Raw genomic sequence first — 18025 nt, forward strand, 5'->3', positions numbered from 1 at the left:
CCAGGTGTTTAGTCCCGTGGTTTGATGGCGTGATATTTTCACGAGAGTGGAAGGAAGCCTTATGGGGCAGATATGTCGTGGCGCCACGCCTATGACGTTTCTGTCTCGGAACAAACCTTTGCCAGACCTTCACGGTGAGTTTCCCCGGACCTATCGTAAGACGTTACTCTTGTGCCGCAAGTCGTCATCTGGCGCGGATCGCTGGAATGGCCCTTACGTCAAAAATGGAAAAATTCCGCGCGATCCCTAGCAGCATCCCTATCTCTATCAGAATCCGTCTTTACGCGAGGGACATGACTATGGTCTGTGTTCGGGCAGCAGGGGATCTCAGGGGCAGGATGGCATGATCTGTAGCCGAGCCGTTTCAGCGGGGCAGGGGTTCGGGAGAGAGCCTGTCGTGACCGGTTGTGGGAATGTGCTGGAATGAAAATTCTTTTTAGAGCCTGCGAACAGGGCGCATTTTTCCCAGAATGAGCTAATGTCCCGGATATGAAAATCCATTTCGTGGCGTCTTCAGCGGACGCTCCCCAGACGGCCCTGACACAGCTTTCCCAGAAATACGGCAACGTTCCCCTGCACAGGGCTGACGTTGTCGTCTGTCTGGGAGGCGATGGTTTCATGCTGGAGGCGCTGCACAAGGTTCTGGACAGCAGCATCGCCATTTACGGAATGAATTACGGAACTGTCGGCTTCCTCATGAATGCCGCGGATGAGGGTGAACTTCTGCTCCGTCTGGAACAGGCCCAGCCTTCGGTCCTTCATCCCCTGCATATGACGGCTGTGACGAAAAGCGGCGAAGTCCGCACGGCTTTGGCTTTCAATGACGTTTTTCTGTTCCGCCAGACACGTCAGACCTCCCGGATCCGGATCGACATCGATGGCCAGACGCGCCTTGAGGAACTGATCTGCGACGGGATCATCGTGTCCACTCCGGCGGGATCGACGGCTTATAATCTGTCGGCGCATGGCCCCATTGTGCCGCTGAGCGCCAATCTTCTTCCGTTGACCCCGATCTCGCCCTTCCGTCCGCGCCGCTGGCGGGGCGCGCTGCTGCCTTCGACGGCGGTTGTGAAACTCACTTTGCTGGATACGGAGAAAAGGGCGACTGCCGCCGTGGCCGATTTCACCGAGTTCCGCGATGTGGTCGAGGTTGTCGTGAGGGAAGACCGCGACCGCAAGGCAACAATCCTGTTCGATCCCGGCCATGGCCTGTCGGAGCGGATCATCGCCGAACAGTTTATCGCTTGAGCGGCGCGGTTTTCGGTCTTCAGTCTTTCAGCTCCATGGTATGAAGGATGCGGCGCTGGGGATCGCATCGAGCGTCTTGCGTAGTGTCACGGTCCGCGGCAGGGCCTCCCTCAGGTCTTCGGTCAGTTTCGCGGCCGGCCTGTCCGTCTTCGGTGTTGCCCAGCCGCCGGGAAGGGGATTATCGGCGATACCGTCATCCTGCCGGGACTGACCGGTCGTGCTCTGGCCCTGTCCGCTGCCGGAGGAACTGTTCTGACTGCTGTCTTTCGTCGTGACCATGGACGGCACACGGTTTCATCAGGGCGCCATCCTCGATGTCATGGGAAAAAAATGCTGGCGCGTCCGATGCGCTTCGTCGCTGGCATGTTCAGCATGATTGCGGCAGTCCCGGGACGCAGGGCTCAAGATCCTGATCAGAGCAGGACGGGTCTCTCACGAGGTTTCATTGATCTTTGACTTCCACAGGGCTTCATTACGTCTATGCCTGTCCCTCTGGTGTCCCGCCCTCGACTAGGCAGGAATGGATAGGTTAACCTCGTTTCAGAGGCGTATTTTCGTACCAGCAGAGGACGTAGGATGACCCAGGCCGAAAGCACATCGGAGGTTTCCATAACCGCCGGGAATTCCTCTGTCGCTCTGTCGTCCGAATCTGCCTCTTCCGTCGTATCGTCTGCTGCTGCTTCGCCGGATACGAAGACCCCCTATCTTCCGGCCTCGAAGGTGCCGACCGTCGAGGCGCCGAATGGCGTGCGGTTCGATTTCAATGATGGTGCGCGCGTGCTGGTTCCCGCCCTTGCGGAGGGGCAGGGACAGTGGCGTGTCCGTCTTATGGACGCGGAGACGGGCAATATTCTTTTCGATACCAAGGTATCGGGCGGACTGGTTTCTTCAGCGAAAAAGTATTTCGTGCCTTTCGGCGTGGATGTCTGGTTCCATGCTCCGGATGGCGCGGTCACCCATGTCGTGCAGCATGTGATGTATCTGCGTGGTCGCAAGGTTTTCGTCCAGATCCCGGTCGGAACGCTGGGTGACACGCTGGCCTGGCTGCCAGCGGTGTCCCGTTTTGCCCGGGAGACCGGTGCCCTCGTTACCGCGACCGTCTCCGAAGCGATTTTTCCGCTTGTCGATGGCGCGGATCCGGCCATGAAGCTTGTCGTGCAGGGGGAAGCCCAGAAAGACAAGGCGTTTACGGAACAGTTCTATGCGACCTATGCGCTCGGCCTGTTCTTCACGGACAAGGAGCATGTCCGCCAGCCGACCGATTTCCGCCATGTCGGGCTGCACCGGACCGCATCCTACATCCTCGGAATCGATCCCTGGGATGATACACCTCCTGCCCTGAATGTGGATGATGGGGAGCGTCCGATCGAAGAACCGTATGTGTGCATCGCTGTACAGGCCAGTACGCAGTGCAAATACTGGAACAATCCAGGAGGATGGCGTGATGTCGTCACCTTCCTGAAATCCTGTGGCTACAGGGTGGTGTGTATCGACCTCAAACCGATCTACGGTCAGGGAATCGTCTGGAACCATATTCCCTACGGTGCGGAAGACGAGACGGGCGTACGGCCCCTGTCCGAGCGCGCACGGTGGCTGCGTCATGCTGCATTTTTTGTGGGGCTGTCGAGTGGTCTCGCCTGGCTTGCCCATGCTGCGAGAACGCCGGTCGTAATGATTTCGGGCTTTACCCACCCCGATAACGAGTTCGCGACGCCCTATCGCGTCATTAACTGGCATTCCTGCAACTCCTGCTGGAACGATGCGGCCCATCAGTTCGATCACAAGGATTTCCTGTGGTGTCCACGACATGCCAGTACGCCGCGCCAGTTCGAATGCACCCGCCTCATCACAAGCCAGCAGGTGATCAGGACCGTTCAGAAACTGCTGGGAGATTACGCGCTACCTGGCGCGGACAGGCCTGCTTACGTTCCTACCTGAGTTTTCGGGTGCGCCCCGGCGCGGAGAAAAGGCCGATCAGGTCTGATGCCGCTGTGTTCGCGTGGCAACAGTATCCCCATTGAAAAATTCTGTAAATGAGAACCATTTGCATTTTAATTTAACCTGAACCAAAGAGGCACCAGTCAGAATGTCGCGAGGACTTTTCCGGTGCGCGCGAGCTGAATGCAGAGGAGGAACCGGGTTTTGCAACTGGTGTCCTGCCGCTGTTTCGTGCCGGGTTGAAGTCAACCCAGGGAAAGCCCTTTCGACGTTCTGTGGAGCGTTTGAAAGTTCAGGTGTTGCATGCCTTCAGAGAACGATTTTTTGCACTCCCTGTCATCTGTAGCTCCTTTCAGGTCCTGTTGCCGCGAAGGAGAGGGGCAGAGATGGTCGGCTCTCATCTTGCTGCCGCTTGGTGCGGGATTCGGTATTGTGGAAACCGGGGACGCTGAAGCACGGGATAGTGTGGATGCCACGGCCACAGATAGTGTGAGCCGGCTGCTGGATATGCGTGTTCACGGACAGGGCAACGCTAAAAGCAGCAATAGCAACAACACGTCTTTTGATATCGGGCAGATGCCGCGTGAGGTCCGCGATATGCTTCAGACCATCAGCGTCGTACCAAAAGAGCTGATCGTCCAGCAGCGTCTGTTCACGCTGGATAATGTTCCGGGCATCATGATGTCCACGGGCAATGGTGGCCTGAATGGGGATCAGTTCTGCATTCGTAGCCAGCAGGCGCGCAGTGACATCTATGAGGACGGTCGGGATGTTTCCCATGCGTCTTGAGCCTGTTTCGTTTCATGGAAACAGATTTCGGATCCGTGTCCGTTTTCCGGACGCTTTTTCCCACCTTCCGCTGCTTTCGGCATGATCCGGCACAGGAAAGTCAGATGTTCAAGAAATTTATGAACCGTTATGGAACGCCGCTCACGACGGGGTTCTTTATTGTCTCTGGCGTGACAGGGGTCGCGCTGTTCTTCCACTGGGCGCCATTGGCGTTTCATCCCATTCATGAATGGCTCAGCATGGCGCTTCTTGTGCCTTTTGTGCTGCATGTCATCAAGAACTGGACGTCATTCGTCAACTACGCGCGCCGGAAGACATTGTTTGTGCCGCTGATCATTGCGTTCATGGCCTGTATTCCGTTCTTTTTTCAGGGGCCCGGTGGTCATTCGGGCAACAGAAAGACGGCTTCAATAGCGCTGCCCGTTCTCGAGCATGCCCCGTTGTCCCAGATTGCACTCCTGATCCACACGGACGGAGATGGACTTGTGGGGCGTTTGCAAGGGCAGGGCTATACGGTTCAGACGGCAGACCAGACTCTTGAAGAGATCGCGAAAGCCTCCAACCGCCCCATCAACGATGCTGTCGTCGCAGCGCTTCAGCCTTCCCACCACAAACCGGGTGATGGGTCAGGTCGTGGGCACCATCAGGCTGCCGGAACAGCCTCTGAAGGAAAATAATCTTTGCGAATTCCTTAGACGTCGGCCCGGTTCTGTGGAACCGGGCCTAAAGACCTGCGGTGCTGACACGACAGGGTATACGGGATCGTGCAATCATTCATTGATAATGAGAATTAGTCTCACTATTGTGTGTATTCAGGATTGTTTCAACCCATGTAGGTTTCGTGATGTCGCTCAGTTTCTCTCCCTGGCAGATGTTTCTCAACGCAGGTCCGGTTGTGCGGGGCGTTATGACGATCCTCGCGATGGCCTCACTCGTCACCTGGACGATTTTCATTGCCAAAACCATCGAACTTCAGCATTTGCGCTCGCGGCTGAAGAAGTCGGAAATCGCTCTGGAGGATGCCGAAACGCTGGATATGGGCGAGGAGTGGACGCGCACCGGTTCGGGGTCTGGGATCGTGCATGCCATGGTTGTGGCGGCCGAAGTCGAGCGTCAGCGTTCGCAGGACATTCCGGGCGACCGTGAAGGCATCAAGGAACGCATTGTCCTGCACCTTGAACGGCTGGAAGCGGCTGAAGGGCGCAGGTTAATGCGAGGGACCGGCGTTCTTGCGACCATCGGAGCGACGTCTCCGTTCGTCGGCTTGTTTGGCACGGTCTGGGGGATCATGTCATCCTTCACAGGGATCGCTGCGGCTCACGCCACCAGTCTCGCGGTTGTGGCGCCCGGCATCGCCGAAGCTCTGCTGGCCACAGCACTTGGTCTCGTCGCGGCCATTCCGGCAGTGGTAATCTACAATCATCTGGCCCGTCAGACGGCGGCGTGCCGGGCCTGTGTCGCGGATCTTACGTCGCTCGTGATGCGTCTTGTCTCTCGCGATCTGGCGCGCGGAACCAGCGGCGGCAGGGTGCTGAGTTTCGGTCGCGATACGCTGGCCGCGGCAGAGTAATTTTCCATGGCCATCCGGATCCGCCATGCGGACGACACCGTGCTTGAAGCACATGAAATCAACGTCACGCCCTTCATCGACGTCATGCTGGTGTTGCTCGTGATCTTCATGGTCACGGCCCCCCTCACAACCGTCAACGTGCCGGTGGAGCTTCCGTCGTCCACTCAGCAGCCGACGCCCAGACCGGATGAACCCGTTTTCCTGACGGTCAAGGCAGACCATACGCTGTCTCTGGGCGAAAATGACGTGGCCGCCACGCAACTGACGGAAGCGCTGAACGCGGCGACCAAAGGCAATCGTGACGAGCGCATTTTCCTGCGGGCTGACAAAACAGTGGATTACGGCACGTTGATGGACGTTATGGATCATCTGCGCAGCGCAGGATATCTGAAGGTGGCCTTCGTGACGCTCCAAGGCGGGAACATACCGGCTCGGACGACCGGGGCGACGCCCTGATGTCGGATGGTCTTTTCTCACCGCAGGGGGCGTCTCTGTCTTTCAGGCGGTGGTATGAGGCGTCCTGCCGTCTGGAAGATCGCCGGAGCATGAGGCTGTGGGGAGGGGTAGGTCTCGGTGTGACCGTGCTGACAGGGGTAGTCCTGTTCTGGGCGCTGATATCCGTTCCTCCTCAGGCACCGCTCGCGGAACCCGCGCCTGCCGCGATCAGCATCGATCTCGCACCTGCGCCCGCGCCGGTTCCCGTTCCGCAGCAGGATAGCGATCCGGGCCCGCAGCAAGTCGTGGCGTCTACAGAGCCGCAGTCAGACGATCCACCGAAAGTCGAGGCACCTCCTAGCCCCGCACCCAATCCGCCTGTTCCTGTGCCGAAGGCGCAGAAGGTCAGGCCGCACAAACCGTCACTTCACAGTCCAGCGCCCCCCGTGCCCCTGAAGGCCGCGTCTGCGGAAAAAACGACTGCGCCGCGAAGCGTCGATGTGCCTCCGGCCGCCAGGCCGAGCGCCTCTTCAGTCGCGTCGTCCAGTCAAGCCTCCCATGATCCCGTGACCTGGCAGGGAGAGCTTCTGGCCCGACTGGAGCGGTTTAAGCGCTATCCCGCAGCGGCCCAGTCTATCCGGCAGGAAGGAACGTCCCTTCTGCATTTCGTGATGGACCGCAAAGGCCATGTACTGAGCGCCAGCCTTAGCCGGAGCGCGGGTTATGATCTGTTGGACGCGGAGACACTGGCACTGATCCGACGCGCTGAGCCCCTGCCGATCCCGCCAGACAGCGTGCAGGGCGATCCATTGTCTCTGACGGTTCCTATCGAGTTCTATCTGGAGCACTGATCCGTAGGGGATGCTCTCGCCCCTCAGACTTCGATATCATCCAGTTCGAGAGTGACGAGCTTTCTGCGGCTGATAATTTTTCCCTGCATGTCGATCGGTAGGGTGCTGCAGGCGTCTGTCGAACAGGTTATGAAAATCGTATCCTGTGCGGTAATGTCCGGCCACGAACGAAAACAGGGTTATCATGGACAGTCATCTGAAATGCCCGGTCTGCGGGTGCGAACATGTTTATCCGGATGGTGCGCTCTGGATGTGCCCGGAATGCGCGCATGAGTGGAATCCGGCTGAAACCTCAGAAGAAAATGGCGGAACGTCTGGAGAAATCCGGGACGCAAATGGCAATGTGCTGGCAGATGGCGACACGATCACAGTCATCAAGGATCTGAAGGTCAAGGGTTCGTCCCTTGTCGTCAAGGGTGGCACCAAGGTGAAGAACATCCGTCTGTCGGACGGCGGCGACGGGCATGACATCGCCTGCAAGATCCCGGGGATCGGCGCGATGAACCTGAAATCTGAGTTCGTCAGGAAAGCCTGACGGACGGGGGCGGGCCGTCCAGAATATCGTGGGCGGCTTTCAGTGCCGTGTGCAGTTCGGCATAGATATTGGTTGCTCCGAGGGCCAAGGTGATGTGGTGCCGATCCATGTCCGCGCGAAGAAAGACGCTTACCCGGCCGAAAATCAACGCGATGTCGCGTTGATGTAACTGCGCGATCAGATCCCGCAGGTCCGCGGCGGCGGAATAGTCGATATCGGTGACGGGACTGGCATCCAGCACTATGCATCGCACCGGATGTGGGGCGTGGTCCACCAACGCTAGCAGATCCTGACGAAAGCGCGTCGAATTGGCGTAGAACAGGTCCGCGCAGAAGCGGAAGACGATTAGCCCCGGTGAACTTTCCTGTCCGTTCTTTGCGGGCAGGGCTTCTAGAACTCCGGCAGTTGGAGACTGTTGCAGCACCAGTGTATGCGGTTCGTAGCTGTGCCGGACGTGGCGGAACAGGGAGAGCGCGATGGCGAGGAAAATGCCTTCCTCGACGCCCACTCCCACCACGACCGCAGCTGTCGTAACAGCCAGCCAGAACTCACCGGGGCTTTCCTGCCGGATCGCGCGCAGGCTTTTCAGGTCGATCATGCCAACCGCGACCGTAAAGACGATCCCGGCCAGCACGCAGCGCGGCAGGGCTTCGAGTGGGCGTGTCAGGAACAGCAGCACCAGAAGCGTCACGCAGGCAAACGTAGCCTGTGCCAGCTGCGTTCGTGCACCGGAGCGGACGGCCATGGCGGTCTGTGTCGGGCTGCCATTGACGGTGAAGGTACCGCTCAGCCCTGCGGCAACATTGGCCGCCGACAGGCCCAGAAGGTCGCGGTCTTCATCGACGGTTTCATGAAACCGCTCCCCGAACGCCCGGGACGTGGCAGCACTTTGGGCAATGATGACGAACACGCAGGATGCCGCGACGGGCAGCAGGGCCAGAAGCTCGTTCCAGGAAACGTCCGGCAGGCCGAAATGTGGCAAGCCGCCCGCAACATGCCCGAGTGTCGGGACATCGTGATGAGACAGGTTCAGCGCCATACTCAGCATAATGCTTCCGATCACCACGCAGAGCCCTGCGGGCAGATGCGGCGCAAGGCGTTGCCCGGCCATGAGGGTCCCGACCGTCACTGCCGACAGGCCCGCGACCATGAGACTCCCCTGCGGAATGTGCCGGAAGGTCTCATAAGCCTGCACCAGCGGATTATGTGCGCTGACGGACACGCCCAGCATATCATGCAGCATGGCGATACAGACCTGCACGCCCACCCCGGCCAGAAATCCAGTCAGCACGGTCCGGGAGAGGAAATCCGCCAGAAAGCCCAGCCGGAAAACACGCGCCACGAGGAGAAGTACCGCGCAGAGCAGCGCCGTTGCGCTGACGAGCGCAATGTAATGCGCGCTGCCTGGGAGCGCCATTTTGCCGATGGCGCTTGAAAAAATGGCTGCCGTCGCGGAGTCAGCGGCCACGACCAGATGCCGCGATGATCCGAAGGCCCCGAATGCGATAAGCGGCAGCAGGACCGTATAAAGTCCCGTGACTGCCGGCATGGCCGCAATCCGCGTATAACCCAGAACCTGCGGAATATTGACGGAAGCGAGGGAGAGACCTGCGACGATATCCGACCAGTTCGGCCGGCCGGTGATGGGCTTCTGCTGTTCCGACATGGCATCTGTTTTAAGCGCGTGACGCAGATCTGTCTTCACAATGTTCCGCGGGAGGTTGGGTCAGGCTCGAAAATGGCTCATGCTCCGGCAGATGGAGGACGGCTCTTCCGTCCATACAGCCAGAAGGAACAGGATCATGACCCAGAGAGTGGCGCTTATTACCGGTGGATCACGCGGCATCGGCGCGGCAATCGCGTTGAAGCTGGCGCAGGATGGCTTCGATATCGCTATCACCTATGCCCGTAACGAAAAGGCCGCGCAGAAAGTCGTGTCAGAAGTCGAGGCACTGGGCCGCAAGGCCGTCGCCGTTCAGGCCGATGGCGGCAGCACGGACGGCAATATAGCCGCCATTACGAAGACGCATGAGGCGTTCGGGCGTCTGGATGCGCTGGTGTGCAATGCGGGCATCTATCCTTATGGTCCTATTGACCAGATGACGGTGGCGCAGATCGAGGACGTCCTGAACCTCAACCTGCGCGCCGCGATGGTTGAGACGGTCGAAGCTCTGAAATACATAAAGGCGGGTGGTCGCCTGATCTATATCGGCTCGGCTTTCGGCGAACGTGCGCCATTCCCCGGTATCTCGCTATACGCGTCGACGAAGGCCGGTCTGATCGGCTTTGCGAAGGGCGTAGCGCGGGATCTTGGACCGCAGGGTATCACGGCGAATGTTGTCGAGCCCGGCCCGATCGCAACGGATCTAAACCCTGAAGATGGTGCCGCCGCCGCGGTCATCCGCAAGTTCACGGCAACGGAATCCTACGGCAAGGTGAATGACATTGCCCGCACCGTGTCGTTCCTGGCCAGCCCGGATGCGTCTTACATCACGGGTGCCTCCATTCTGGTGGATGGCGGTCTCGTCGCTTGAGACTGAAAACGGCTCCCTCGCAGCAGGGAGCCGTCGTTTCTTCAGGAGCCGAGGGACAGCGAAATCATCATCGAGAAGGGAGTCTATGCCATGAAGAATGTCGGCAGGTGATAGCCAAGCGCCAACGAGCTCGAGAAATAGGATGGCATCGCCTGATCATTCAGAATGTTGAGTATTGTTTGTCCGTGTAGCGAATGCTGGTGTTGAGGAAGAGCGGGCCTGCCGTATAGGTCAGGCCGACGCTGCCCATGAACTTCGGCATTATGATAGGCGTGCGGCCTTCGGTCCTCAGAAAGTCGATCGAACCGTTATCGGCTGCGATGGGCAGGTTGTTGTCCATCGTGGCGTGCAGGTATTCAAACGACAGATACGGCCTGACGCGGTGGAACAGCGACTTGGTGGAGAGCATCGGCACCGCGCCGCTGGGAACTATTTGTTCACATTGTGGAACGTATTCTACAGTGTTGAGACCAATACATTATTTACTATATATTATGGGAAGAATTAATAATTTAGATTTTGTGCTTCCAACAAAATATGACGGGAAAGATCGTCGACGGTGGTGTGCCAGCGGGTTTGTCGAACCGGGCGTTCCATGATTTTATGGGGTCTTTCGAGCCTTGAAAAACCGCCTTTTTGCGATTGGGAACAGACCGAATGACAGCGTCGCTAACGATTTACGGGCTTGCGAACTGCGATACGATGCGCAAGGCGCGGACGTGGCTGCGTGAGCATGAGATCAGTGTGGTTTTCCACGATTATCGCAAGGAAGGCGTGGACCCTGAGCGTCTTAGGGCCTGGGTGGAAAAGTTCGGCTGGGAGAAAATACTGAACCGGTCCGGCACGACCTTTCGCAAACTGCCTCCCGAGCGTCGAGAAGGTCTTGATGAACAGCGTGCTCTGGCGCTCATGCTGGAACAGCCCGCCATGATCCGCCGACCGGTTCTCGAAGGGCAGGGAGTTCTTCTCGTCGGATTCCGGCTGGAGGACTACGCTGTGGTGCTGTCGGGGGCTAGCGCTCCAGACCGAGCGCTCTGATCTTGCGGTGCAGCGTGGCGCGGCTCACACCCAGCAGTCGTGCCGCCGCGCTGACATTTCCGTGGACGGTTATAAGCGCCGAGCGGATCACCTGAGCCTCCGCCCGGCGGAAGCTGGGTTCCTCGCATGCATCAAGCAGGGTGAGCAGCGCCGGAAGTCCTGTGAGTTCGCCTTCAGGCCAGTGCATATGTTTACGGCTGGCATGGGTAGCGCCCCGGACATGCCCGTCCCTGTCTATGGCGACAAGCATCGCGGAAGACGCGGTCGAGGGCCCCAGCGACACAATCATGTCCTTGTCGAAGCGATCGTGAAACAGTTTCTCCTCCACACGCCGCGCAGTTGTCTGAAGGGCATCCATCAGAAGCGATGCAGCGGGAAGAACATTTTCCGCCGTGAAAGAACAGATGTTGAGGGCGCCTGCAAGCTCTCCGATTGAATTGTAGACCGGCACTGCCATCCCGGTCAGTTTTCGGAAACACAGACGCCAGTGCTGGTCATGAACGACCATGACCGGGCGTTCCTCGCGTAGGCAGGTGCCGATGGCATTCGTGCCCGCATTGCGTTCATCCCAGACTGCTCCGGCCTGAAACCGCCATCGGCGGCATCCGCTCAGATTTCCCCGCTGGGTGTGGCGCGAGAGAACAATTCCCGTGGGGTCCGCCAGAAGCACCGTGAAATCCAGCGGATCGACAAGCGTATGCAGGCGTTGCATTTCAGGTACGGCGCTCTGGATCAGGCGTTGCGTCCGGCTGCTGACAAAACGCAGTTCGGGTTGGCTGAGAACCTGTGTTTCCCATTGTTCGGCCGGGTCGAGATTATAATTCGTGGAGCAGCGTGCCCAGGAGTCCGAGAGGCATGTCCGCGTCGTGGAGAGCGTCATCGCGCACTCGCGACTGCGGCATAAGACACCGGGTGCCGAAAACCTGTCGCAGTTCTGCGACAGGTGCGACGCAGCCCGTCACAATCGGGTGAGAGTTCAACGATGCGGGATAGCCCCGCGCGAGGACAATGGGGAATGACGGTTTCCGGGAAGGACGAAAAGTTGCGTGTCGGGGATGTAATCTTACAGGCCATCGGTAACGCAGCGCTCCTCGTCTTTCTCGGTACAGTGCTGTGGTTCGGACGGGAAACAGGCCTCAATGCCGGTGTTTTTGCAAGCACTGGTTCATAAGGTCCCCGACGCGCGAACAGGACTGTCCCGACCACCACAGCCATGACGGAACGCAAACGATATCGCGTTCCGCCGATGATCAGGAAAGACAAATCATTTCAAAGAAAGTGATTTCCGTTTTTCACAAGAACGAGGTCTCATGTCTGCTTCACTTCAGAGGGTAATGTCGCCATTAACCTCTATCCTGCTCGCGCTTGTCGGGCTTTTCCTGCTGGGAGGAGGAGGGTATCTCCTCGTTCTCGGTGGTTCGTGGTTTTATGCCCTTCTGGGCCTCGTGATGCTCGCCGCTGCTGGCGTCAGCTTCAGAAACCCGCTTCTGGCTGTACGCCTGTATGCGGCCCTGCTGCTCGTGGCGACCGTCTGGTCCATTTTCGAGGTCGGTTTCGACATCTGGGGTCTGGAAGTCCGTCTGTTCACGCTTGTCGGCATCGCAGCCTGGATGCTGCTGCCGTGGGTTTGGCGGACCAGTGAGAGCTGGGTTTCGGACAAGCGCGAACTGCTCGGCTCGGCCGTTATTGCGATGGTTGCGATCATTGCAAGCTGCTTCACATCCTATTCCATCAACGGCACGCTGCCGGCGGATCGTATGGCCGCCAGCGGACAGTCCGATCTGACGGCCAAGAATACGTCGGCAGCCGACTGGCCAGCTTACGGCCGTACGGTTGGTGGTGATCGCTACAGCCCGCTGGCGCAGATCACACCCTCCAATGTCAGCCATCTCAAGCGCGCCTGGGTGACCCGCACGGGTGACGTCCAGAAGTCTGATGAAGGTGTTGTCGCAGGTCCTGATCAGGGCCACGAGTTCAACCTTGAAGTCACCCCCATTAAGGTTGATGACACGCTCTATCTCTGCACGCCGCATAACTGGGTCATGGCGCTTGATGCCAAGACTGGTAAGGTGAAGTGGAAGTTCGATCCAAAGCCTGCCGCCGCCGATCTGGCTGCGAACGTCTATCTGGCCTGCCGTGGCGTGTCCTACTATAAGGCACCGGACGACTATACGGCTCCTGATGGCTCCAAGGCTTGCCAGAAGCGTATTTTCTCCCCGGTTGGCGACGTGCGCCTGCTGGCTGTCGATGCTGAAACCGGCAAGCCCTGCGAAGACTTCGGCGAGCACGGCTTCATCTCCCTGCGCCAATATCTTGGTCATGTTCCGCATGGCTTTCACTTCGTGACGTCGCCGCCGCTGGTAGTGAAGGATCGCGTAGTTCTGGGCGGCTGGATCTTCGACAACCAGGCGAATTTCGAGCCTTCCGGCGCAATCCGTGCGTTCAACCCGATCACGGGCGAGATCGAATGGGCGTGGGATGCCGGTCATAATCCGGAAAACTGGAAGCCCGGCCCGAACGACGAGCTGACGCGTGACACACCGAACGCCTGGGGCGTTTACACGGCCGATCCGGATCTCGGCCTGCTGTATATTCCGACGGGCAACTCTCCGCCGGATAACTGGGGTGGCTCGCGCCGTCCGTTTGACGACGCAACCTCCAGCGCCACGATTGCTCTCGACATTGAGACGGGTGAGCGTCGCTGGACCTTCCAGACCGTTCATCATGACCTGTGGGACATGGATCTTCCAATCGGTCCGTCCATGGTTGATCTGCCCGGCCCGAATGGTGAAAACATTCCGGCTCTGATCCAGAGCACGAAGCGCGGTGAGTTCTTCGTTCTGGACCGTCGCACCGGCAAGCCTGTTCCGGGATATCCTGTCGAGGAACGTCCGGTTCCGACCGCAGGTGTAGCTCCGGATGATCATGTAACGCCAACGCAGCCTTTCGCTGTTGGTCTGCCGTCACTGACGCCGCCGGATCTGAAGGAAAGCGACATGTGGGGTGCGACACTGCTGGATCAGATGATCTGCCGCATCCAGTTCCGTCAGTCTTCTTATGACGGTCAATTCACGCCGCCGCATGTTGGCAAGACGACGATCGTCTACCCCGCATTCTATGGCGTGGTGGACTGGCAGGGCGCATCCATTGATCCGCAGCGTAAACTGCTGATCGCCAATGCGAGCTACCTGCCGTTCCGGATCCGTCTGGAACACCGTCAGAAGGCTGAAAATGCCGGCATTCTTCCGAAGTGGAACGGCCAGGGTGACAAGCCGGAAGCCAAGGGCGATGCGCTGAGCGTCTCTCCTGATTACGGTACGCCTTATATCGCCTACACCAGCCCGTGGCTGAATCCGCTTCAGATCCCCTGCAAGGGGCCGGCCTGGGGAACGATCACGGCAATCGATCTGGTGACGAAGAAGATTGTCTGGCAGCACCCCGTCGGCACTACGCGCGACACGGGTCCTTTCCGGACGCATAACAATCTTCCGCTTCCGACCGGGATGTACAACATCGGCGGCAGCGTTCTGACGAAGGGCGGCGTGTCCTTCATGGGGGCGACGGCCGACGATTACCTGCGCGGTTTCGATATGTCGAACGGCAAGGTCATCTGGCAGGACCGTCTGCCCGCTGGCGGACAGGCAACACCGATGTCCTATCAAATTGATGGGAAGCAGTATGTTGTGATCGCCGCTGGTGGTCATGGGGGCCTTGGCACCCGCAGCGGTGATTATATTATCGCTTATTCTCTGGACGGAGATCAGGGCGCGACTGCGCGCTGATCCTTTGATCGTGGCTGGAGCGTGTTCCCTGGGGGCACGCTCCACACCCTCATTCATTTCGATGGAAATTCACGTTATGCGTCGCAAATTCACGCTCGGAGTGCGTCTTGGGGCCTTCGCGGCCTCCCTGCCTGCCGTTGCTCTCTTTCCGGGCTTCGCCGCGCATGCCTCGGATATTCCACTGGCCATCATTGGACCGCACGAATACGATCTTCCGGTGGATTTTAAGCCATTCAACGTGCTGGTGCAGTACGGTGACGGCAACGCGGCGGGCCACACTTATGACAGTCTCGGAAACCGCCAGCCAAGGGGTGGAAGTCACACCTGGGCGGGTATGACCAAATACGTTCATTTCCGCAGTTTCGACGCTATCCCGCATGTCGGTTTCGCATTCGAGCTGATCCAGTCCGAGAGCTTCGCGCTGGCCAACGGGCAGAACTGGGGTGGGCTGGGTACGACGATTGTCGGACCGGCAGCCTGGTTCAAGCCTAACAAGCATAGTACGCTCGGTATCCAGACGTTTATGGAAACGCCGTCGGGGACGCGGGATTCCACGGCGATGCATTACTGGGCGAACCTGTCGAGCATCATTTTCGATTATGAATGGAAGCATTTCAGTTTCGATGGCGATCTTGGCAGCGTCGTGAGTTCGACAAAACATCGCAACGGCGAACACAGCTATTCGGCCGGGAACGTCTTCTACACGAATCTGCGTTTTAGTTGGAAAGCGACAAAGATGGTTGAGCCGTTCTTCTCGCTCGACTGGCAGAACACGGGCGGCATGCACGACAACACGTCCAATCTCTGGGTCGCGAATTCAAGCAGCAGGGAAACGGCGCTCGGTGTCGGCGCAATGTTCAACGTGACACCGCATTTCTCGATTACGCCGCGTTATTCCCATTCCGTGGAGGGCCGCAACACGCCTGAAACGAATGCCTATTACATGAAGATTGTCTATCTCTGGTAGATTCTGGCAGGCTCCGGAATCAGAAATGTTTCCGGACAGGCGTCGCTTGCAGGGGCTTCATCGGCGAGCGATGAGGGTGCCGGAAAACGGGCCAGCCGTCGGGCACGGATGCCGATATAAATCCTGTCGAGCAGGCTTTCCCGCGTTTCGGCATCGGTTGCACAGCGCAGACGGATCGCATTGGTTTCTGTGGTTCCCAAAGAGGCCGCAAGCTCATGGAGCAGGGCGTCCCGATGGACCATTCTGCCGGCCTGATCCCTCAGAAATGTGCCTGCCGCACTGTTGCTGAAGGCGGCATAGGTCTGTCTGGCTTCCTGAAAGAAACTCTCCTGCGGAAATCCCAGACAGGCCGCTCGAATCTGGTAATCCCAGCTCAGACCTCTGACAGTCTCTCCTGGCGTCAGGTCAAGCATTGCCTGTTGCAGGGTCGGTGAGAGGGCGACAGGGGGAAAGTGGACTGGTCCATAGGCGCGGCATCCCCGCTCGCGCCAGTCATCCGCAGACAGACCGGCCTTTTGCAGATCCTTCGGGATCGACCCCCTGAAAGCCCAGAGATAGAGGGTCCGGGCCGGGGGTGACAGGGTTTCGGTGCTGCTTGTGCTTCCAGTCCGTTTGAGAGAGGGTGTCCATCCCACTTCAAGCGTATAAGCTGAAAACTGACGACCATGCACCGGCTTCAGAGGGCCCGTTCCGGCACATCCCGTCAGCGACAAAAGACATCCTGCAAGCCAGATCCCTGTCTGTCGTCTCATGGCGCTTTCTCTATCACGGTCCCGTAATAAAGACCCTGGACGGAGCGGAAGATGATTTCAAGCGGCTTTCGGGCGGAAGCGCGCCGTGGTGATGTCGCAGTCGTAATGCGCTGCCGTCTCGCACGGATTGCTGGCAAGTTCGCTGACGGCATCAAGGATACGCTGAACTTTGGCGTCCTCCATCAGCACGCTGAAATTCAGGCGCGTCCAGCCCGGCTTCTCGATTTCCTGCCCGGACAGAATGGCTCCGCGGATCAGCCCTGATTCGTCTTCATCAATCCCAAGCAGTCGATGAGCGTACGGGCCTGCACAGGCACAGCCCCCACGGACCTGAATACCATAGCGGTCCGACAGCATGCGGGTGAAAAGCTGTTGATGAATGAAGCCGCCATTCTTCACGTCGCGCACCCGGAACGAGAAGATCGGGAGGGCCGCTGCGGTCGGGTGCCCCAGAATTTCGATGGCGGGATTGCTGGCCCAGGCTGTCATGGCACGCTCGCGCAGTTCGGCGTTGCGCTGCGCCATGTAGGCGTCTCCGATGACGTCCTTGACGATGAATGCCAGAGCCGCCCGGATGTCGCCGATCACGTTCGGCGTGCCGCTTTCCTCGCGGGCGGCAAGGCTCGCGGTGTAGTCGTGGTTCCAGGGCGACACGAAGCGGACGGTCCCGCCGCCCGGCAGGACGGGGCGCGTGCGGGTGATCGCTGCATTGCGCACGATCAGGATGCCCGACGCCGCCGGACCGCCAATGAACTTGTGGCAGGAAACGACCACCGCGTCCTTTTCAAAGGACGTTCCGGGCTGCATGTCGATCGGGCAGTAAGGACCGGCCCCGGCATAATCCCAGATGGACAGCGCACCATGACGCTTGAGAAGTGCCGTCACGGCATTCACGTCCGTCAGGATGCCCGTGACGTTGGATGCGGCCGAGAAAGAGCCGATCCTCAGTCGCTCCGCCGGGCAGGATTGCAGAGCCTGCTCCAGAACCCACAGGTCGGGGCCACCCGCGGGGGCTTCGGGGATCTCGACGATTTCCGCGCCACTTTCGCGCCAGGGCAGGATGTTGGAGTGATGCTCGTAAGGGCCGATGAAAACGATCGGACGCTCATCGGCCGCGCACAGGGCCGGAATGTCCAGAAGATGTACGAGGCGGTTCAGGCCGGCCGTGGCGCCGTTGCCCACGAAAATGGTCGTGAAGTCAGGGGAGGGCGCGTGACAGATCCCCGCGATCGTGGCGCGCGCGCTGTTGCGCAGCCGCGTCATGTAGGCGCCGCAGAACGAGGCTTCGGTATGACTGTTGGCATAAAACGGCAAAATCTCGTCCATGATGAACGTTTCGATCTGCTTCAGCGCGCGACCTGAGGCAACGTAATCGGCATAAAGCAGGGATTGCGTCCCGAACGGCGTTGAAAACTTCGCACCATCACCGATCACGCCCCGCCCAAGCGCGGCCAGCCCGTTGTTGCGCAGCGTTTCCTCGAACTGCTCAAGAATGGCGGTGCTGTCCTCGAGATTGCCGATCGTTTCCATGGCGCGATGTTTTCCCCGTCCGTAATAGCCCTGCGTGACGAGAGAACGATAGACCG

18 protein-coding genes are annotated in these 18025 nt (G+C 59.0%); 12 read left to right on the forward strand and 6 right to left on the reverse strand.

The window, feature by feature from the left end; translation table 11 throughout:
* Positions 1–489 precede the first annotated feature (489 nt).
* Positions 490–1248, forward strand: a complete 759-nt coding sequence (locus GKA01_RS07785) for an NAD kinase (RefSeq protein ID WP_146861114.1) — start codon at positions 490–492, stop codon at positions 1246–1248.
* A 27-nt stretch (positions 1249–1275) separates the two neighbouring features.
* Here the strand turns inward: GKA01_RS07785 and GKA01_RS07790 are convergent, their stop codons facing one another.
* The gene (locus GKA01_RS07790; protein WP_146861117.1) at positions 1276–1536 is read right to left on the reverse strand and encodes a hypothetical protein; all 261 of its coding nucleotides are present in this window, start codon (positions 1534–1536) and stop codon (positions 1276–1278) included.
* Between the two features lie 288 nt (positions 1537–1824).
* Here GKA01_RS07790 and GKA01_RS07795 point away from each other — a divergent pair, with 288 nt between their 5' ends.
* The 7 genes from GKA01_RS07795 (at position 1825) to GKA01_RS07825 (ending at position 7366) form a co-directional block, all read left to right on the forward strand.
* The gene (locus GKA01_RS07795; protein WP_146861120.1) at positions 1825–3186 is read left to right on the forward strand and encodes an autotransporter strand-loop-strand O-heptosyltransferase; all 1362 of its coding nucleotides are present in this window, start codon (positions 1825–1827) and stop codon (positions 3184–3186) included.
* Positions 3187–3588: 402 nt separating this feature from the next.
* A complete protein-coding gene (locus tag GKA01_RS07800) occupies positions 3589–3975 on the forward strand; it encodes a hypothetical protein (protein WP_194265873.1) in 387 nt (128 codons plus the stop codon).
* Positions 3976–4079: 104 nt separating this feature from the next.
* Entirely contained in the window at positions 4080–4652 is a 573-nt protein-coding gene (locus GKA01_RS07805; protein ID WP_194265872.1) for a DUF4405 domain-containing protein, read from the forward strand.
* A gap of 167 nt (positions 4653–4819) precedes the next feature.
* On the forward strand, positions 4820–5545 hold the full coding sequence (gene exbB, locus GKA01_RS07810) for a tonB-system energizer ExbB (RefSeq protein ID WP_146861123.1): 726 nt from the start codon (positions 4820–4822) through the stop codon (positions 5543–5545).
* Between the two features lie 6 nt (positions 5546–5551).
* The gene (gene exbD, locus GKA01_RS07815) at positions 5552–6001 is read left to right on the forward strand and encodes a TonB system transport protein ExbD (RefSeq protein WP_146861126.1); all 450 of its coding nucleotides are present in this window, start codon (positions 5552–5554) and stop codon (positions 5999–6001) included.
* Positions 6001–6831, forward strand: a complete 831-nt coding sequence (locus GKA01_RS07820) for an energy transducer TonB (protein WP_146861129.1) — start codon at positions 6001–6003, stop codon at positions 6829–6831. Before exbD ends, GKA01_RS07820 begins: the two co-directional genes overlap by 1 nt.
* Before the next feature lie 184 nt (positions 6832–7015).
* Positions 7016–7366: a zinc ribbon domain-containing protein YjdM gene (locus GKA01_RS07825; RefSeq protein ID WP_146861132.1), complete on the forward strand. Its 351-nt coding sequence runs from the start codon at positions 7016–7018 to the stop codon at positions 7364–7366.
* Here the strand turns inward: GKA01_RS07825 and GKA01_RS07830 are convergent.
* Positions 7353–9032, reverse strand: a complete 1680-nt coding sequence (locus GKA01_RS07830) for a SulP family inorganic anion transporter (RefSeq protein ID WP_146861405.1) — start codon at positions 9030–9032, stop codon at positions 7353–7355. The two genes, GKA01_RS07825 and GKA01_RS07830, sit on opposite strands and share 14 nt — an antisense overlap.
* A gap of 136 nt (positions 9033–9168) precedes the next feature.
* On the opposite strand from GKA01_RS07830, the gene GKA01_RS07835 reads away from it, so the two are divergent.
* Positions 9169–9900 (forward strand): SDR family NAD(P)-dependent oxidoreductase, encoded by a 732-nt coding sequence (locus GKA01_RS07835; RefSeq protein WP_146861135.1) that lies wholly within the window; start codon positions 9169–9171, stop codon positions 9898–9900.
* A gap of 160 nt (positions 9901–10060) precedes the next feature.
* Here GKA01_RS07835 and GKA01_RS07840 read toward each other — a convergent pair whose 3' ends face one another.
* The gene (locus tag GKA01_RS07840) at positions 10061–10309 is read right to left on the reverse strand and encodes a hypothetical protein (RefSeq protein WP_194265871.1); all 249 of its coding nucleotides are present in this window, start codon (positions 10307–10309) and stop codon (positions 10061–10063) included.
* Between the two features lie 248 nt (positions 10310–10557).
* On the opposite strand from GKA01_RS07840, the gene GKA01_RS07845 reads away from it, so the two are divergent.
* On the forward strand, positions 10558–10938 hold the full coding sequence (locus GKA01_RS07845; RefSeq protein ID WP_146861138.1) for an ArsC family reductase: 381 nt from the start codon (positions 10558–10560) through the stop codon (positions 10936–10938).
* On the opposite strand, the gene GKA01_RS07850 is transcribed toward GKA01_RS07845, so the two are convergent.
* On the reverse strand, positions 10913–11818 hold the full coding sequence (locus tag GKA01_RS07850) for a helix-turn-helix domain-containing protein (protein ID WP_146861141.1): 906 nt from the start codon (positions 11816–11818) through the stop codon (positions 10913–10915). The two genes, GKA01_RS07845 and GKA01_RS07850, sit on opposite strands and share 26 nt — an antisense overlap.
* A 430-nt stretch (positions 11819–12248) precedes the next feature.
* Here GKA01_RS07850 and GKA01_RS07855 point away from each other — a divergent pair, with 430 nt between their 5' ends.
* Both GKA01_RS07855 and GKA01_RS07860 read left to right on the forward strand, forming a co-directional pair.
* On the forward strand, positions 12249–14720 hold the full coding sequence (locus tag GKA01_RS07855) for a membrane-bound PQQ-dependent dehydrogenase, glucose/quinate/shikimate family (protein WP_146861144.1): 2472 nt from the start codon (positions 12249–12251) through the stop codon (positions 14718–14720).
* 76 nt (positions 14721–14796) lie between these two features.
* Positions 14797–15687, forward strand: a complete 891-nt coding sequence (locus GKA01_RS07860; RefSeq protein ID WP_146861146.1) for a transporter — start codon at positions 14797–14799, stop codon at positions 15685–15687.
* Here GKA01_RS07860 and GKA01_RS07865 read toward each other — a convergent pair.
* Both GKA01_RS07865 and GKA01_RS07870 read right to left on the reverse strand, forming a co-directional pair.
* Positions 15675–16439, reverse strand: a complete 765-nt coding sequence (locus tag GKA01_RS07865; protein ID WP_146861149.1) for a hypothetical protein — start codon at positions 16437–16439, stop codon at positions 15675–15677. The two genes, GKA01_RS07860 and GKA01_RS07865, sit on opposite strands and share 13 nt — an antisense overlap.
* A gap of 57 nt (positions 16440–16496) precedes the next feature.
* Positions 16497–17969, reverse strand: coding sequence for an aminotransferase class V-fold PLP-dependent enzyme (locus GKA01_RS07870; RefSeq protein ID WP_146861152.1), 1473 nt, complete (start codon positions 17967–17969; stop codon positions 16497–16499).
* Between the last annotated feature and the right edge of the window lie 56 nt (positions 17970–18025).

Origin of the sequence: Gluconobacter kanchanaburiensis NBRC 103587, from assembly GCF_007988905.1 — a bacterium.
GTDB lineage: Bacteria > Pseudomonadota > Alphaproteobacteria > Acetobacterales > Acetobacteraceae > Gluconobacter > Gluconobacter kanchanaburiensis.

Bases quoted from the DNA above. Each gene is read 5' to 3' on its own strand.
- GKA01_RS07830 (WP_146861405.1), bottom strand. From the start codon at position 9,032: ATGTCGGAACAGCAGAAGCCCATCACCGGCCGGCCGAACTGGTCGGAT.
- exbD (WP_146861126.1), top strand. From the start codon at position 5,552: ATGGCCATCCGGATCCGCCATGCGGACGACACCGTGCTTGAAGCACAT.
- GKA01_RS07870 (WP_146861152.1), bottom strand. From the start codon at position 17,969: ATGGAAACGATCGGCAATCTCGAGGACAGCACCGCCATTCTTGAGCAG.
- GKA01_RS07835 (WP_146861135.1), top strand. From the start codon at position 9,169: ATGACCCAGAGAGTGGCGCTTATTACCGGTGGATCACGCGGCATCGGC.
- GKA01_RS07865 (WP_146861149.1), bottom strand. From the start codon at position 16,439: ATGAGACGACAGACAGGGATCTGGCTTGCAGGATGTCTTTTGTCGCTG.
- GKA01_RS07850 (WP_146861141.1), bottom strand. From the start codon at position 11,818: ATGACGCTCTCCACGACGCGGACATGCCTCTCGGACTCCTGGGCACGC.
- GKA01_RS07820 (WP_146861129.1), top strand. From the start codon at position 6,001: ATGTCGGATGGTCTTTTCTCACCGCAGGGGGCGTCTCTGTCTTTCAGG.
- GKA01_RS07785 (WP_146861114.1), top strand. From the start codon at position 490: ATGAAAATCCATTTCGTGGCGTCTTCAGCGGACGCTCCCCAGACGGCC.
- GKA01_RS07805 (WP_194265872.1), top strand. From the start codon at position 4,080: ATGTTCAAGAAATTTATGAACCGTTATGGAACGCCGCTCACGACGGGG.
- GKA01_RS07860 (WP_146861146.1), top strand. From the start codon at position 14,797: ATGCGTCGCAAATTCACGCTCGGAGTGCGTCTTGGGGCCTTCGCGGCC.
- exbB (WP_146861123.1), top strand. From the start codon at position 4,820: ATGTCGCTCAGTTTCTCTCCCTGGCAGATGTTTCTCAACGCAGGTCCG.
- GKA01_RS07845 (WP_146861138.1), top strand. From the start codon at position 10,558: ATGACAGCGTCGCTAACGATTTACGGGCTTGCGAACTGCGATACGATG.
- GKA01_RS07840 (WP_194265871.1), bottom strand. From the start codon at position 10,309: ATGCTCTCCACCAAGTCGCTGTTCCACCGCGTCAGGCCGTATCTGTCG.
- GKA01_RS07825 (WP_146861132.1), top strand. From the start codon at position 7,016: ATGGACAGTCATCTGAAATGCCCGGTCTGCGGGTGCGAACATGTTTAT.
- GKA01_RS07795 (WP_146861120.1), top strand. From the start codon at position 1,825: ATGACCCAGGCCGAAAGCACATCGGAGGTTTCCATAACCGCCGGGAAT.
- GKA01_RS07855 (WP_146861144.1), top strand. From the start codon at position 12,249: ATGTCTGCTTCACTTCAGAGGGTAATGTCGCCATTAACCTCTATCCTG.